We start from the raw sequence: 16,713 nt of genomic DNA, 5'->3' as shown, positions 1-16,713 counted from the left end.
AAACACAAACGCCTGTATTTCTGCATCATTAAAAAATGGCACAATACTTGGCTACCAATATTTAAATCACATAATCTAAAAAAATGATACATACCAAAGACTTAAGCAAAGTATTCAGAACCGAAGAAGTTGAAACATCCGCCTTGCAGCATGTAAACTTGCATATAGAAACCGGTGAATTTGCTGCCATTATGGGACCATCCGGGTGTGGAAAATCAACACTCTTAAATATTATTGGTTTGTTGGATAATCCCAGCACTGGAAGCTATACTTTTAATCAAGTAGAAATTTCTGACAAAAGTGAAAAACAAAGAACTAAATTCAGAAAAGGAAACATCGGCTTTATTTTCCAGAGTTTTAACCTGATTGATGAACTAAATGTATTTGAAAATGTAGAGTTACCTCTACTCTATATGGGAGTTCCATCGGCACAGAGGAAAGAAAAAGTAGTGCAGGTATTGAAACGCATGAATATTGATCATCGTGCAAAACATTTTCCTCAACAACTTTCGGGCGGACAACAGCAAAGAGTTGCGATAGCAAGAGCTGTAGTTTCGAATCCGAAACTAATTTTGGCCGATGAACCTACGGGAAATCTCGATTCGACCAACGGCACAGAAGTTATGCAATTGCTCGAAGAATTGCACAAAGAAGGAACTACTATTGTAATGGTTACCCACTCGAAAAGCGATGCGGAATATGCAGACCGGGTGATCAATCTATTCGATGGAAAAATTGTTTCGGAAAACAGAAAAGACCCGCAATCACATATCCTCGAATCAGCAGTTTTATAAAATATATCTAACAATCTTATTACTTTTAATCGCCCAATAAAACAGACTATATGCTTTGGTACAAACTTAAACTCTCTTTCAGGAGTCTGGCAAAAGACAAACTCAATTCCATTATCAACATTTTTGGACTTGCTGTTGGAATGGCTGCCGTAATTCTTATTTCTATTTACGTTCAGCACGAATTGAGCTACGATAAATTCAATTCCAAGTACAATCGTATCCACAGATTGATTTCGCAATTGGGAATGGAGAGTACGCAAGATTATGCAATTAACTGTCGCCTCAATCATAAACAGTTTAAAGAAAACATCCCTGGTTTAGAAGAAATTACACAACTTTATCAAGGCTGGGAGTGTGAGATTATCCATAATGAAAAACGCTTTTTCAATTTCAAACTTCGTTTTGTTGATGACAATTTTAATAAAGTATTTGATATTGATTTTTTAAGAGGAAATCCTCAAAAAGCATGGGAAGATCCCAAAAGTATAGTCATTAGTGAAAAAACTGCAAATGTCATATTTGGAAAAATTGATGTAGTCGGAACGCAGGTTACGCTTAATGGGATTGATTGCACAGTAAGTGGTGTCACAAAAAACCTGCCCTCCAATTCACACTATGATTTTGAAGTACTTGCCCCTCTAAAGTCCATTTATCCCATTGATGCAGGATCTGGTTTGGAATTTCATACATACGCACTTACAAAACAAACTGCAGATGAAAAAACAGTATTAAACAACACCTTAAAAGCATATCGTAAAATAATAGATGGATTTCAGGAAGATGGTTATAAAACCGGCGCTTACTTTCAAAAACTAAGTGATGTACATTTACATTCCAAAAATTTACACAGCATTACAGCAAATGGCAATTTTGAGATTGTTCTTATTTACATCTTTTTAGCTATCCTTATCTTATTCATTGCCATGATCAATTTCATTAATATCATGACCGTGAAATTTGAGGGAAAAATTAAAGAAATTGGAATGAGGAAAGCGATAGGGGCAACTCGTTGGGAATTAATCAAATTATTTGTTGGCAATTCAATTTTATTAACAGCGATAGCCTTACTGTTTGGTGTCATTTTAGCTGAGATTTTTTTGCCTCATTTTAGACATTTGATTCACAGAAATTTAATTTTGGATTATTCTAATAATCTTTTCCTTAGTCTGGGAATACCAATAATGGCATTAATAGTTGGGATCGTCTCAGGAGTTTATCCTGCTTTTTTTATATCTAAACCATCTCCATCTGCAGCTTTAAGTGGTGGTGGTTTAAAAATGAATGATAAAAATGTTCTCACAAAACTTCTCGTCGTATTTCAGTTCACAGTTTCAATGATACTTATCTCAACACTATACATCCTTAATCAACAAGTTTCTTACATAGAAAATGCTGATTTGGGTTTCAACCCTGAGAAAGTCGTCGCCATAGAAAACATAAATGCTAAAATTAATCAGTCCTACTTTTCAATAAAAGAAGAATTACTAAAGCTTCCTATGATTCAATACGTCTCAGCTTCTGACCATATACCCGGAGGTGGTGCAAGTGGACAAGCTTTCACCTTATTAGGGCAGGAAGAAAATAATGTAAAATCCTTTAGCTCTTATCGAATTCAACCGGACTATTTCAAAACAACAGGTATTGATTTAATAGATGGCAAATCATTTAAAGAAACTGGGGAATTTCATCAAAAAGGAATAATTATTAACGAATCTGGCGTAAGATTTCTCAACATCAAGAATGTAATTGGTGTCAATGTAGAATACCAGGGAGAGATTCAGGAAATAATTGGTGTTGTTAAAGATTTCAATTACCAATCACTTCATTCTAAAGTAAAACCCCTAATGTTTACCCATAATAGTTTTGAGATGATTAGTGATATTTTAATCAGATATCAAGGAGACAACCTACCAAATGTTTTAAAAAAAGTTACTCAGGTTATTCGCAGGTTTGATCCTGGTTATGTGCTAGACTATACGATTATAGAAGATTTTTGTCGCAATAAATATAAAAGCGAAGAAGATTCTATGCAATTAATGGGCTATACTTCTATTCTGTCCTTTGTATTAGCCTTATTAGGTTTGTATGCTTTATCACTTTTCATGGTACAAAAACGCACCAAAGAAATCGGCATTCGAAAAGTTACTGGTGCCAGCGAATGGCAAATTACATCCTTGCTGTTTTCCACTTTCATAAAATGGATTGCAATAGCCTTTGTGATATCGATCCCCGTTTCGTATTATATGATGCAAAACTGGTTGGAACAATTTGCCTATCACATTACTATTGGTCCGCTCCCATTTGTATTTGCCGGTTTGCTAACTACATTTTTTGCACTCTTGGTTGTTGGCGGACAAACCAGAAAGGCTGCCAATCAAAATCCGGTTGATTCCTTACGAAGTGAATAGCAGGCCTATTTAGAAATCATTCAATAAGGGGGAGCACATCCTATTTTGGTAGTGTTCCTCCCCTTCAATCGGCAGTATCCTAAAACCAACAAACTTATCACTTTTAATCGCCCAATAAAACAGACTATATGCTTTGGTACAAACTTAAACTCTCTTTCAGGAGTCTGGCAAAAGACAAACTCAATTCCATCATCAATATTTTTGGTCTTGCTGTAGGAATGGCTGCGGTAATTCTTATTTCTATTTACGTTCAGCACGAATTGAGTTACGATAAATTCAACACAAAACAGGAGCGAATTTACAAACTAATTTCCCTACTTAATGAAACTGGTGAAGAATTAACACCATATGAAATCTGCCTTCGTTTAACCAACGAAAATTTCGCCTCTCAAATACCCGAGATAGAAGAAATCACTCAACTATATAACGGATATACACAAAATGCAAAAGTAAACGATAAGCATTTCTCCCAAATTCGTTGCCACTACGTAGATACCAATTTTCATAAGGTATTTACTCTGGAACCAATTTCAGGGCAATCGACCAAACTTTTTTCCAATCCTAATGGTGTAGTAATAAATGCATCAACAGCAATAAAACTTTTCGGTACTACCAATGCTGCAGGCAAAGAATTAGAAATGTTTGGCAGATTATTAACAGTAAACGCGGTTGTAAAAGATCTTCCACTCACCTCTCAGTACGATTTTGACCTACTATTGCCATTTTCGGGCTATCCACGACAAGCAGGCCACCAAAGTTTGGAATACTTCACGTATATTTTAGTAAAACAAGGAATTGATCGAAATTCAACAATCAAGAAAATTGAGGATAAATACACCAAAATGCTTGATGATAGACTTGGTGAATATGGTATGAAAACAGGATCTTACCTCCAAAAACTAAGCGATATCCACCTGAGATCAAACTATCAGCAAATCTTAAAACCCGGTGGAAATATCAATACCATTTACATACATATTCTTCTGGCTTTTTTAATATTGATTATTGCCATGATTAATTTCATCAATATCATTACCGTTCAATACGATGGAAAATTAAACCAAATTGGTATTAAAAAAGCGATTGGTGCAGAGCGCTTCGACTTGATTAAAGATTTTTTAGGCCGAACCACACTAATGTCTGTTATTGCACTTCTATTTGGTGTAATAATCGCTGAAATTCTAATGCCATTCTTCGGCAGTTTAATGAACAGAGAATTAGCTATTGATTATTTATCAAATCCCCTTCTATTTATAGGGCTTCCTGTAATGGCTTTATTTGTTGGGCTTATCTCAGGCTTGTATCCGGCCATCACAATTACCCGATACACTCCGGCTTCCATCATTAAAGGAAAGCTTCCAGGCAATCACGGCACCAATTTGCTGTCTCGAATTCTGGTAATCTTTCAGTTCTCGGCTTCTATCATTTTAATCTCGGCTGTTATCATCTCTCAGCAACAGATCGACTACATGAAAAATGCTGATTTGGGTTTCGATACAGAACAAGTAATTGCGATAAACAATCTGAGCCAAACACAAAGACAAGCTTACTCCTCCATTAAACAAGAACTTTTAAAAATACCTCAAATCTCTTTTGTTAGTGCCAGTCTTCATCTTCCCGGCTATAGCGGAAGTGGTCAACTATTGCGGCTTTATGGAGCTGACATTAAAAACACCAAAAATGTTAATGAATATCGTGTAAGGCCGGACTATTTCAAAACTCTGGGGATACAATTTGTAGAAGGGAACTCATTTACCGAAAACCAGGTTGAAAACTGCAAAGGAATCATTCTAAACCAAGCTGCCGTTAAATATTTGGAAATTAATGACCCTTTGGGGAGAATCGTATGGTTTCATGAAGCCAAGTATGAAATTCAAGGCATTGTTAAGGATTTTCATTACGCATCGTTGCAGGAAAAAATAGCTCCATTAATGTTTAGTTGCTTCAGTTACTATGGAAACATTCAATTTGTATTACTCAAAGTTAAAACCAATAACATGACTGATTTGCTGAGCAAAATAAAAGAGACATTCAAAAAAGTTGATCCGGAAAGAGTTAATTACCACATGTTTATTGATGATGTCTGCCGCGATCGATATCAAACTGAAGAAAGATCGCAAATACTAACAGGCTACTCATCGGCACTTTCTATCATTCTGGCTCTATTGGGATTGTATTCCCTTACTTTATTTATGGTACAAAAACGCACCAAGGAAATTGGAATCCGAAAAGTAACAGGTGCCAGTATCAGCCAAATATCATTGTTGCTGTTTTCTAATTTCATAAAATGGATTGCAATAGCCTTTGCCATATCAATCCCCGTTTCATATTATATAATGCAACACTGGCTGGAACAATTTGCCTATCACATTGCCATTGGTCCGCTCCCATTTGTATTTGCCGGTTTGCTAACTACATTTTTTGCACTCTTGGTTGTTGGCGGACAAACCTGGAAGGCTGCCGGTCAAAATCCGGTTGATTCCTTACGAAGTGAATAGGAGGCCTATTTAGAAATCATTCAATAAGGGAGCACATTCCATTCGGCTTGTGCTCCTTTTTTCTTTGGGATAACTCATTTATCTGTTTCCTGAGCATTTATAAGCTTTTCCGCCGGCGGAAAACCTTAGACTTATGCCGGAACGCTTCAGACTTGTGCCGGAAAACCTTAAACTTATGGCGGAACACTTCAGACTTGTGCCGGAAAACCTTAGACTTGTGGCGGAACACTTCAGACTTATGCCGGAAAACCTTAGACTTGTTACAACAAAATTTAGACTTTCGATAACAAAAACAAGGGAAGCAACGTGAGTGACCTCCCCTAAAACAGTGCTCCTTTAAGCAAATTTAATATTTACAGCAGAGTACATGCCACTTCAAAAACAGCATCAACATTGTGTGTGTCGGCAGGAGTTTCGCCCTTGACGTATCCTAATTCTGTTAAACGCAAATGCGTAAAATCTGTAATTCCGTTTTTACACATCACCAATTTCCCACAATCCTTAGGGCAACCATCAATCACCAAAATTTTTGCTCCCTTAACAGAATCTATCATCTCAGTAATCCCAGCTCCCACAAAGGCAAGGCATTTCATTTGGGCTTTTCCCTTTTTTTGAAGTTTCCTCGCAACCAAATCAGTTAGTTCACCAACATCGGCTGCACCTGAGCACGCAAAAACCACTTTCGTACTTTTTTCATCGCATCCACCAGATCTATTTTCCATGATGTTTATTTTAAATGAAATTATTTATTCACAAAACCATAACCTTATGGCATTTTAAAATCTATGTCAAGCTCAACAGAGATTCGTTCGAAAACAGAATCAAATTGTTTTACTCTTCTTTTCTAATCGATAATCTGAACATCAATACGCTTTACTTTATCAAGCAGAACTAAGGGGAAACCGCTTAAATAAAACTCATAAGTAAAATAACCTCCTTTACCGGTATTGTAATCCCGGTTAAATCTAACTCCGGTCTCTCTCGAAAATTCATAAATCAGGAAATCATTTTCATCATAAAGTCTAATAAAGTATCCATCTTTATTATAATCATGATTGGATTTGACAAGTGCTTCCTTTTTAATATCACTCCGATCAGAAGCAACTAGTTTACTGTCACTAATAAATTGAAAATAATATCTTTCATAAACAGCATATTCATAATCTTCATGATCTTTCTTAGACTCCGTTCTGTTTTGCTTTAAAATGATTTGATTCGTAACATTTAAAGGCTGCGATGCTGATGTAATTTTAAAATTAGTTGACACAGCGCCTAATTTCTCTGAAATAGTTTGAGATTTAGCTCCAAATACAATAAAAAAGAGCAAAAGGGTACTAATTTTCTTCATTTTACACAGTTTAATTATTTAAATACTATTCTTTATTTTTTCACATATCCGATCAAAGACCTCATCGAACTCACCAACGCCATCTATTTTCAAAACACCATGCAACTGATTGTATTTTTCAATTACGGGTACGGTTTTAATTTCATGTTCCTGCAGGCGTTTCACAATTTTAGAGGTGTTGTTATCGTATGGCATGCAGCGATCGGTCTTACTTCTTTTATCCAGCCGGCTGATTAGTTCCAATGTTGGTACCTCAATTTCGATAATCTGAGAAATGGCAGAACCATGTTTTTTCAACAAACCATCTAAAATGTACGATTGAACCAATGTTCGTGGAAATCCCTTAAAAATGAATCCATTCACTCCGTTCGAGTTTGCGATTTTCTTTTCAATTAATTGCACCACAATCTCGTCGGGCACCAATTCTCCGTTTTCATACAAATCAATAATTCGTTTTCCTATTTCGGTACCTTTCTGAATTTCCTGATCGAGCATTTGACCTGTAGCAAGGTATTCCAAGTCATATTTTTTGGCCAAAGCAATTCCCTGCGATCCTCTTCCTGAGCCAGGATAACCAAATAACACCAAGTTGAACAGACTCTTACTCAATTCGTCTTTAATAATTTTCTGTATACTCAGATTTACCTCCTCAATTGACAGATCCCCTTTCAATCCAAAATAAACGCCTTTGTCTTTGTAAAACTGCAAAACAGGAAGTGTTTTATCATTGTACTCTTTTAGTCTGTTTCGAATAACCACTTCATTATCATCTGCCCTGCCCGATGTCTTCCCTCTGTTTAGTAATCTTGAAACAGAAACCTCTTCATCTACTTCCAAACTAATCAGGCAATTCAATGCGGTATTCAGCTTTATCATCAATCCTTCCAAAATGTAAGCCTGAATGTAGGTTCTGGGGAAGCCATCAAATAAGAATCCATTGGAATCAGGATTTTCTGTTATGGTTTTCTCAATAATCTGAACGATGATTTCATCAGAAACCAAACCTCCCGAAGCAATAATGCTTTGTGCTTCGAGGCCCAATTTACTCTTGTCCGCAATCTCCTTTCGCAACAAATCACCTGTCGAGATGTAAAAAAGATTGTATTTGTTAATCAAAAACTCTGATTGAGTGCCTTTTCCAGCACCCGGAGGACCAAACAATGCAATATTCAGCATATAAAAATTTGTTAGAAGTATAATTTACAAACGAATGTACCGCACATGATATTATTCTACAATGTAGTACATAAACCAATTAAGATCAAGATTTATTATCATATGTGATGAATTTTTACCCCTGATACACACTAAAATATTGAGACTTGAATTCCATATCTATAAGAGGAACTCATCGTATTAATATCGATAATTGTCGATATGTTATTTTATTATAAGCATTTACTCTGCTTTTAAAATACGTAGAATTCAATATTTACAAGCTTTACAGCGATCAAACCAAAACCAAAAAAATCTACTAACACCTGATAAACACACAACTAAGAAAGCTTATAAATTAATAAGACAAGTAGGTAATTATCAGAGTTTTCTATAAATTATTTTCACAAACTAAAACCGATCGAAATGAAACTACCTAAATCTTCGTACAATTGGACCTCCATTTTAGGAGCAAGTATAGCCGTAATTGCTTTTTTTCTGATCGTTTTCTTCTTTGTTATTTCCGTCCTGTTCGATCAGGGAAGTTCTTATATGGGCTTAATTATATATATTGTATTACCCATTTTTATGGTAATCGGAATGCTGTTGATCCCTATTGGGATGTTGATTCAAATTCGAAGGAATAAAAAACAACTATTTATTTCTGAGGACATGAGATGGCCCAGGGTAGATTTAAATGATCAAAAGCACAGAAACGCCTTTTCTCTTTTTGTGATAGTAAGTTTCATATTCCTTTTTCTTTCTTCCATAGGAAGTTACGAAGCTTTTGTTTACAGTGAATCAGTGCCTTTTTGCGGCACTTTATGTCATGAGGTTATGGAACCGGAATATGTAACCTACCAAAAATCTGCTCATGCCAAGGTTGCCTGTGTAGAATGTCATGTTGGCGAAGGAGCCGATTGGTACATGCGTTCGAAATTAAGTGGTTTGTATCAGGTATATGCTGTTACGGTTAATAATTTTCCTCGTCCGATCCCTACTCCACTGGCTAATTTACGACCAGCCCGAGAAACCTGTGAACATTGCCATTGGCCCGAAAAATTCTATCCCAACCGAATTAAAAATGAACAGCATTTTTTAGCTGATGAAAACAATACTGAATGGAACATCCAGCTTACCATGAAAACCGGACCTGACCATCACACACAAAAACTAAGCGAAGGAATTCACTGGCACATTAATCCAAATGTGAAAATTGAGTTTATGTCAGCAGATAATAAATCTGAATACATTCAGTGGGTTAAATATACCAATAAAGCCACAGGAGAAGAGCACATTTTCGAAGATACAATGATGGAACCCGACAGTACATTTTTTGCGGATGGTAAATTGCATGAAATGGATTGTATGGACTGCCACAACCGCCCATCGCACGGCTATTTATCTCCTCCTGACTTTGTAGATGCAGCCATGTCTTCGAAGGAAGTTGATCCGCAAATTCCGTATATAAAATTGGCTGCAATGGAGGCATTAAAAGGCACTTATTCAACCAAGGACAGTGCTGATTTACTAATTGCACAAACAGTTCTCAATTTCTACAAAGAGAATTATCCTGATAAAGGTGCAGAGCATGAAGCTAATATATTAAAAGCGATAGAAGGCATTAAAATTGCCTATCATGAAAATACATTTCCTGAGATGAATGTTCGTTGGGATGCTTATCCTAACCACAAAAGCCATATGGAAACACAAGGTTGCTTCCGCTGTCACGACAACAATCACAGTACAAAGGATGGTAGAATAATTTCCAAAGACTGCAATCTCTGTCACTCCATTACTGCTCAGGGAAAACCTGATTCTTTACAAATGGCTTTTACCAATCAAAAAATGGAATTTATCCATCCTGTTGATATTGGTACCGACTGGAAAGAATACTCCTGTGTAGATTGTCACGCATATCTTTATCCATAAAATCGGAACAAACAAAAGCATTCTATTTGGAATTGTTTTAATTAAAGAAGATATTCGTATCTGAATTAGAACAAAACCATAGAATGAAAGGAAATAGACTGAGCGGTTCTGAACTGCATGAACTAGGAATCAAGTGGGTATACAAGCACATAAAAGAAGAGTTTGAAGTCTTATCTGTGAATACTGAATTTGAGAAGAATCCTCAAATTCTGGCTAAAAAAGACGATACTTTGCATTTTATAGTGGTGAAAACCAGCACCTATCCTGATGTAGGTTCACTGTCACCATCTGCTGCCGAAGAGATTATCCAGCATGCTGATAAGCACAAGGCTAAAATTTTATTTGCCCACGTTGGCGTTGCAAATGCAGATAGCCAAGACGAACAAGAAATGCAATATCCGACAAAAGGCGGCCAGTACTATATCAATTTTACTGGCCTAAGCATTCAGCCAAACATACTAATGAATCCAAATAACTAAGCAAATGAAAAAGGATTTTAAAAAGCTTAGACATGAATACAGTATGGCTGAATTGAATAAATCGGATATTAATTCAAATCCATTTACACAATTCCGGATATGGCTTGAACAAGCAATAAAAATGGAACTGCCGGATGCCAATGCCATGACATTAGCCACAGTTTCTGCGGACAACAAACCTTCTGCACGAATTCTACTATTGAAAGATTATAATGAGAAAGGCTTTTGCTTCTTCACCAATTACAATAGTCGAAAAGGTACTGATATAGAAGGAAATCCTTATGGTTCACTTGTTTTTTTCTGGCCTGAACTGGAGAGACAAATTCGTATTGAAGGGAAAATTGAGAAATTAGAACCAGAATTCTCCGACGAATACTTTTTAGATCGACCTGTTGGCAGCCGAACAGCCGCCGCAGTATCGCCGCAAAGTAATGAAATTGAAAACCGGAACGCTCTAATCCAAATGGTTGAAACGTTTAAGAAGAAAAATGGAGATGAATTTACCCGGCCTGATTTTTGGGGTGGATATCGTCTCATTCCTGATCTTTTTGAATTTTGGCAAGGACGGGAGAGTCGATTAAATGATCGGATCGAGTACAATCTCAACAATAAAAAATGGAAAATCAGAAGGCTTGCTCCATAAAACAGTTCATTTTATCAACAAAAAACTAACATTCATACAAAAACTTAAAAAAAGTACTTTTTGAGGGTCACCTTTTGACTAAAATAAGAACTAAAGGATAGGAACGATGTCCATTGTTCCTATTCAGAAATATGTATGTAGCTAAAAGCATCCCCTTTTTTTGTTGTAGAGGGGGTGCTTTTATCGTAACCGGTATTTATTAGCGGTTGCAATCGGCAAAAAATTATCATAAATCATACAAACATCCTGCGAAAATGTTGTTGTAACAGCAGCAAGCTTATTTATTTGCTCTTGTGAAAGAGCAACAAGATCGGAAGTTTTAATTCCATCACGAACAAAAACAAATGCAATCGCAGCATTTACTGTATCTCCTGCCCCCACAGTACTAATGGGATTTATTGCAGGTACTTCAAAGAAATACTTCTGCTGACTGTAAATAGATAATCCCTGTTTGTTTGCGGTATAAATCAGTATCGCATCAGAAAATTCATTCATCCAGTTGTAAGCCTGATCCGAATTCTCCATTTTACAAATTAGTTCGAAATCTTCATTCGATGCTTTTACCACATTTGCCAAAGCCATATTCTCTTTAATATATGGCAAAACTTCATCTAACATTGGCAGATGCTGAGATCTAAAATTTGGATCGTAAATAATTAAAGCTCCTTTCTTTTTGCAATCAACTAAAAATGCATGCAAAGCAGAGCGAAACTCCTTTTTAACAGCCAAAAAAGATCCGAAAAGAATAATATCATCCTTTTGAACATCGTTCGGAAACACGATTGCGTTGGGAAGTCCTTTTCGAGTCTTATAGAAAACATAATCAGCATTTTTATTTTCATCTAAAAAGGCCAATGCCAGGTTCGAATTGGTATCTGAAAAAAAAGATATATGTCTTATATCCACACCATTCTCAACCAGGAAGTTTTTAATTTGATTGCCAACCCTATCAATTCCCAACTCACTTATCAATGACACATTGATCCCCAACCGACTTAAAGAAACCGCTGAATTTAGGAAAGATCCACCTGGTTTTGCTTCAACCGGAGTTTCATTCTCAAAGAATAAATCCAACACACAATCCCCAATGGTATATACTTTTCTCATCTGCATTTTTATTATTCGTTACTTCTCGTGATAAAGTCTGACAAGATACAAATTACAACACCAATTTAACCTGAATCTGAACCTGACTGTATTCACTAAAAACATAAGAAGACCGAACCTGCAACTCATGAAAACAATACACAAGGTAGAATAAAAGAACAAATAGCGATCAACTAACTTTAAATCAAAAAATAATCATCAATTATTTACTAAGAGTAAAAAAAAAAGTATAATTTGTAATCTTTCTAAATAATAGTCAAAACATCATACTTAAATCGTTTTCGCTTCCAACTAATTAAGCCAGTAAAAAAAAGTAAGGTTAAATTGAATATAGCTGAACGATAGTAAGGGATGCAGGAATTTTTACAACGAGAAAAAATAAGTAAATTTGGTTCCGTCATTCCCTAAGCAAAATAAATTGGAGACATATGCAAAGTAAAAACCCAAGTAAAATTGAAATTAAATCGAAGGAGGTTAAAATTGATCAAAAAGATTTGATTCGTTATATCAACCTTCAGCTGGCAGCAATGGGTCAGCCTATTTTTACGGAAAATTCCGAAGGAGAAAAAAATCAATTATCTGATCCAAAATTTATTCAGCTTACTGATAGCTTAATAAAAAATTATCGTGCTCAATCGCGATTACTGGCAGATCATTTGTGTCCTGTCGATCAACGTATACAAAACTTTTTAAATGAATATCTGGAAGATGTTGACGCAGAAGTTGCAAAGCTTCCTACTTCCACCTTTATTTTAGATCAACCAGGAATAGCAAGAGAATTGAGCCTTGCTCCAGACAAGGACGAATTCATTACTGAATTTGTAAGTTCTTATAGAATTAAACAAGGAGTACTGCACAATCCAAAACACGATAGAAGAACCACTGTTGGTTCCTTTCATATTGTTGGTGGTGGTTTACCGGTACCTCTGGATAAAATTGAACTTCCTAAGTATGCGTTTGGTAAATTTTTACAAGCAGCTTTCAATCCAGGCTCAGAATTAAAACAACTTCCATTTACATCAACACAGGAAGAAAAAGCGGAGATAATGGTCTCTCTTTTACTACGTCCGATAGTGTGTCCGGAAGTAAAAGGAATAATCAGTCAAAAATCGATGGAGGTTCGCTTCTTTGCTCCTGGCAGCTTAGTAAGTAATCTTGATTTTGTTGAATCAATTTTTGGTAATGCCGGTGATCCTAACATTCCTGCCAACGATGCTGGTTTAGACATTGAACACTGGACAGGTCATACAGGTTGTATTGTACTGGCTCCGCAGTTATTAAATCTTAAGAAGAAAGAATTAGGTTTACCTCATTACGATGATGCCACTGAACGCCAGAGAAATGATGGTGTTTGCTGGAAAGATGAAAATGAGCTTTACAACAACGGAAATGCATTTAAGCTAACATGCCGCAACGAAAAAGGTATTGTAATTACATTGATTGCTGATAACTACTTTGGATACTCTAAAAAGGAAATCAAAACTCAAATCAGTTACTCTGCCAATCTTTACGGTTTATCTGAAGAAGAGCATTCGGGTGGTGCAATTGCATTCCCACGTAAAAATTTGGGTGACAGCTTTAGCGGTGCGCTTTTCATGAATAATGTATTGAAAAAACAGTACAGTTTTGATGAAATGGTGAAACAATTTGGTGAAACAATGAATGTTCATCCGGAAGGTTATGCTGTTGACAAAGAATATTCAGACATCTATTACATCAACGAAAACGCTAATATTGATGTTTATGAAAGTAAGGTAAGCTGGGAAAAGAATGGTAAAGAACAAAGCATTCGTTTAGTACCTAATAGTTACTACGTTCATCCTTCCGGATATAAAATGCACATGGAGAAGCATCCTTCGGCTCCATCATGGAGATTAGTAAGTACTGCTTCGGAGGGAACTTTCTGTCACAAACCTTGTACTGTTTCAGGTGGAGGTAAATCTGAAATTTCAAAATCATTATTAAATGCAATCATTTACGGCTCTTTCTATATCCATGACATGGAGAAAGACTTTAATATTGCCGATCAGGTAATTAATCACGATTATACAAAACGTTGGAAAGATACTCCAAACAGAACAGTTCCGTCACGATCTCTTTTAAGTTCTGACCGATCATTAGGTTCTGTAGTGAAACTGTTAACTCCTTCGAAATATTATACTGCTGCATACAATGAATTCCTGAATACTATTCCGGATCATGTTAAAGCATTGGTATTATTTGTAAAGAGATTCTACCGTCCGGAAAGAACAGACAGCAGCTGGAGAGATTACTTCTCGGTTGATGTTATTAACGGACGAAAAGGTCACGAGCTACTCTTTAACAATCGTAAAATTGTTGCCAGTTACTTACGGGTAGGATTCGCAGGTGATAAATCATGGTATTTAAATAAGCTGCGTCAGGATTTTATTGCCGCAGCCAAAATACAAATGGAAGATGATATTACAGCTTCTATTGTACTTCCTGCCAGTCGGTTCAATTATTTGAACGAATCTTACGACAATAAAAGTATCAAGTTAACAGCTAATTGCGAAGAGCGCTTTTTCCAGCGTCCCGATGAAGCTGTTCACCGAGGATACGACAAGGAAGCTGAAGCTGATCTTTCCATGAGAAATAACTTTACATCAAACTACGAACCTCTTACCAGAGAAGACGGGAAAGAATTATTGGCTGATGCTATAGGTTTCGACTTGTATACAAAACCTATTCAGGGAATTATTCGTCAAGGTGCAGAGAGTAAAAAATCAAATTACTTTATTTCTCCTTCTCACACCCGGATTGTAGACGGAAAACCATCTCAAAATCCACGCTATTTGCAGATAAGACCTGATTTAGTGAATCCGGTTGACGATCGTTTAGCCGAAATTGGTATCCGTTTGGCCAGAAAAATTCCTTTGGATCAACCGGTACATCACCCGGTAAATGCGGTTTTACCTGGTCGTAGAAATAACCCTGCCGATAAAAAAGCCGGAATTCGTGCATTGAGTGTTTACAACCCTATTCATTATCAGGAATTGCCTGAATTGTTTATGGATTTTATTTGCAGTTTAACAGGTAAATCTCCTTCAACAACAGGAGCTGGTTCCGAAGGTGCTTTAACAAAAGGTCCTTTTAACATGTTATCTCCTACTACGGATTTAAATAATGCCTTACTCTCCTACATTCTAACAGGATATCAAGGATTTTCATCGGCAGCAGGATATGTTGGAACTGAAAACAGATTCGATCATGATGTTTCATTGCTAATTCCTGAGCTTTGGTGTCGATTGAAAGAGGAAAACCGTGATCCTAAATTATTGATTCAAGAAGGTTCTCTTGAAAAATTATCTGATTTTGAATACGAAGGTGAAACAATTCATGCCAGTCGTTTAGGATATCGTATTACAGAAGAATTCCTTTTCCGTTATATGAATCGCATTTTTGATGAGCCTCAAAACGTTTTTAACGAAAGAATGTTAAAACCTGAGATTCAGGATTTGGAAGCTTACGCTGATGGAATTAAAAATATTGTAGAAGCTCAGAAAAAAGTTGCTGTCAACTACTTTAAAGACAACAGCGTTTCAGCAGCAATTCCACCATTGCAGATTCTTTTAAATATTATGGCTTATGGTCAATATGAAGGAAAAGAAATCAGTGATCCTGAGTTACGTAAACAATTCGACCGTGAATTGGTGATTAACTCATCGTGGTATCAGGCTCGTTTGAAAAACAAGCAGCAAATCGACATTAATTTCTACGAAAAGCAAATTGCTTACTTAGAGGCTTTCATGGCTAACAAGATAAACGCAGAATGGAATGACGAATTGAGTTTGGAAGAACGTTTCTGGAAAGCTAAAAAAGATTTAGAACACGTAAAATCTGAAGAATATCTACAAAGTTTAGTTGGTACAATTGGTGCCGATCCTTTATTTAAGGCCTAATACAGACTTTACTTTTAAAATAATTGGGAACTCTCTTGGGGTTCCCTTTTTTTATTCAGCAAATTGAAAAAATAATGCCCGTGATATAGGGGAATCACGGGCAACAATTCTAAAGGGTTAATTAACCTACTAACCAGCCTTACGGCTGAACCTTTATGAGTTCTATCCTTTCAGTAAGAACCCAATACTAAAGATATAAAAAAAAAATAAAATATTTTAACATTTAGTAACATTTCCCTTTCTTTAAAACAATTCCAAACTCTTCATAATATTGCATATAAATGATTTCTCAAACTTAATTTACCATATTTCATCAACACATTTGATGTTTCTCAGAACTTAACATGATTTTGATAGTCAGTATAATAGTTACATATACAGCATTATTAATATATATAATAAAAAATTAGCTCCGATTATAAACCGAAG

The 16,713-nt window shown here is 36.0% G+C and carries 11 protein-coding genes; 7 read left to right on the top strand and 4 right to left on the bottom strand.

The genetic code is table 11. The features are described 5' to 3' along the window. The first annotated feature begins 83 nt into the window (after positions 1 to 83). The 3 genes from GQR60_RS15240 (at position 84) to GQR60_RS15230 (ending at position 5,700) form a co-directional block, all read left to right on the top strand. On the top strand, positions 84 to 794 hold the full coding sequence (locus GQR60_RS15240; protein ID WP_124993765.1) for an ABC transporter ATP-binding protein: 711 nt from the start codon (positions 84 to 86) through the stop codon (positions 792 to 794). Positions 795 to 844: 50 nt separating this feature from the next. Next, complete coding sequence (locus GQR60_RS15235) at positions 845 to 3,202, top strand: ABC transporter permease (RefSeq protein ID WP_124993764.1); 2,358 nt, start codon at positions 845 to 847, stop codon at positions 3,200 to 3,202. Between the two features lie 128 nt (positions 3,203 to 3,330). Beyond that, complete coding sequence (locus GQR60_RS15230; protein WP_124993763.1) at positions 3,331 to 5,700, top strand: ABC transporter permease; 2,370 nt, start codon at positions 3,331 to 3,333, stop codon at positions 5,698 to 5,700. A 353-nt stretch (positions 5,701 to 6,053) separates the two neighbouring features. Here GQR60_RS15230 and GQR60_RS15225 read toward each other — a convergent pair whose 3' ends face one another. The 3 genes from GQR60_RS15225 to GQR60_RS15215 all read right to left on the bottom strand — a co-directional run bounded on the left by GQR60_RS15225 (position 6,054) and on the right by GQR60_RS15215 (position 8,224). Then, positions 6,054 to 6,422, bottom strand: a complete 369-nt coding sequence (locus GQR60_RS15225) for a putative zinc-binding protein (protein ID WP_124993762.1) — start codon at positions 6,420 to 6,422, stop codon at positions 6,054 to 6,056. A 122-nt stretch (positions 6,423 to 6,544) separates the two neighbouring features. Further along, on the bottom strand, positions 6,545 to 7,048 hold the full coding sequence (locus GQR60_RS15220; RefSeq protein WP_124993761.1) for a hypothetical protein: 504 nt from the start codon (positions 7,046 to 7,048) through the stop codon (positions 6,545 to 6,547). An 18-nt stretch (positions 7,049 to 7,066) separates the two neighbouring features. After that, the gene (locus tag GQR60_RS15215; protein ID WP_124993760.1) at positions 7,067 to 8,224 is read right to left on the bottom strand and encodes an adenylate kinase; all 1,158 of its coding nucleotides are present in this window, start codon (positions 8,222 to 8,224) and stop codon (positions 7,067 to 7,069) included. A gap of 405 nt (positions 8,225 to 8,629) precedes the next feature. Here GQR60_RS15215 and GQR60_RS15210 point away from each other — a divergent pair, with 405 nt between their 5' ends. From GQR60_RS15210 to pdxH, 3 genes are all read left to right on the top strand, one after another. Continuing rightward, positions 8,630 to 10,135: a cytochrome c3 family protein gene (locus tag GQR60_RS15210; protein WP_191991631.1), complete on the top strand. Its 1,506-nt coding sequence runs from the start codon at positions 8,630 to 8,632 to the stop codon at positions 10,133 to 10,135. Between the two features lie 83 nt (positions 10,136 to 10,218). Beyond that, entirely contained in the window at positions 10,219 to 10,614 is a 396-nt protein-coding gene (locus GQR60_RS15205; RefSeq protein ID WP_124993758.1) for a hypothetical protein, read from the top strand. 4 nt (positions 10,615 to 10,618) lie between these two features. Continuing rightward, entirely contained in the window at positions 10,619 to 11,257 is a 639-nt protein-coding gene (pdxH, locus tag GQR60_RS15200) for a pyridoxamine 5'-phosphate oxidase (protein ID WP_124993757.1), read from the top strand. 180 nt (positions 11,258 to 11,437) lie between these two features. Here pdxH and GQR60_RS15195 read toward each other — a convergent pair whose 3' ends face one another. Then, complete coding sequence (locus GQR60_RS15195; protein WP_160463497.1) at positions 11,438 to 12,364, bottom strand: PfkB family carbohydrate kinase; 927 nt, start codon at positions 12,362 to 12,364, stop codon at positions 11,438 to 11,440. Positions 12,365 to 12,792: 428 nt separating this feature from the next. Here GQR60_RS15195 and GQR60_RS15190 point away from each other — a divergent pair, with 428 nt between their 5' ends. Next, positions 12,793 to 16,284: a hypothetical protein gene (locus GQR60_RS15190; protein ID WP_124993755.1), complete on the top strand. Its 3,492-nt coding sequence runs from the start codon at positions 12,793 to 12,795 to the stop codon at positions 16,282 to 16,284. The last annotated feature ends 429 nt before the right edge of the window (positions 16,285 to 16,713 follow it).

Origin of the sequence: Labilibaculum euxinicum, assembly GCF_009795715.1 — a bacterium.
Taxonomy (GTDB): domain Bacteria; phylum Bacteroidota; class Bacteroidia; order Bacteroidales; family Marinifilaceae; genus Labilibaculum; species Labilibaculum euxinus.
This window is presented reverse-complemented; position numbering and strand designations above follow the sequence as displayed.

What these genes read in the sequence shown, in the direction of transcription:
- GQR60_RS15230 (WP_124993763.1), top strand. Translation starts at nt 3,331, where the DNA reads ATGCTTTGGTACAAACTTAAACTCTCTTTCAGGAGTCTGGCAAAAGAC.
- GQR60_RS15195 (WP_160463497.1), bottom strand. Translation starts at nt 12,364, where the DNA reads ATGAGAAAAGTATATACCATTGGGGATTGTGTGTTGGATTTATTCTTT.
- GQR60_RS15220 (WP_124993761.1), bottom strand. Translation starts at nt 7,048, where the DNA reads ATGAAGAAAATTAGTACCCTTTTGCTCTTTTTTATTGTATTTGGAGCT.
- GQR60_RS15235 (WP_124993764.1), top strand. Translation starts at nt 845, where the DNA reads ATGCTTTGGTACAAACTTAAACTCTCTTTCAGGAGTCTGGCAAAAGAC.
- GQR60_RS15205 (WP_124993758.1), top strand. Translation starts at nt 10,219, where the DNA reads ATGAAAGGAAATAGACTGAGCGGTTCTGAACTGCATGAACTAGGAATC.
- GQR60_RS15225 (WP_124993762.1), bottom strand. Translation starts at nt 6,422, where the DNA reads ATGGAAAATAGATCTGGTGGATGCGATGAAAAAAGTACGAAAGTGGTT.
- GQR60_RS15240 (WP_124993765.1), top strand. Translation starts at nt 84, where the DNA reads ATGATACATACCAAAGACTTAAGCAAAGTATTCAGAACCGAAGAAGTT.
- GQR60_RS15190 (WP_124993755.1), top strand. Translation starts at nt 12,793, where the DNA reads ATGCAAAGTAAAAACCCAAGTAAAATTGAAATTAAATCGAAGGAGGTT.
- GQR60_RS15210 (WP_191991631.1), top strand. Translation starts at nt 8,630, where the DNA reads ATGAAACTACCTAAATCTTCGTACAATTGGACCTCCATTTTAGGAGCA.
- pdxH (WP_124993757.1), top strand. Translation starts at nt 10,619, where the DNA reads ATGAAAAAGGATTTTAAAAAGCTTAGACATGAATACAGTATGGCTGAA.
- GQR60_RS15215 (WP_124993760.1), bottom strand. Translation starts at nt 8,224, where the DNA reads ATGCTGAATATTGCATTGTTTGGTCCTCCGGGTGCTGGAAAAGGCACT.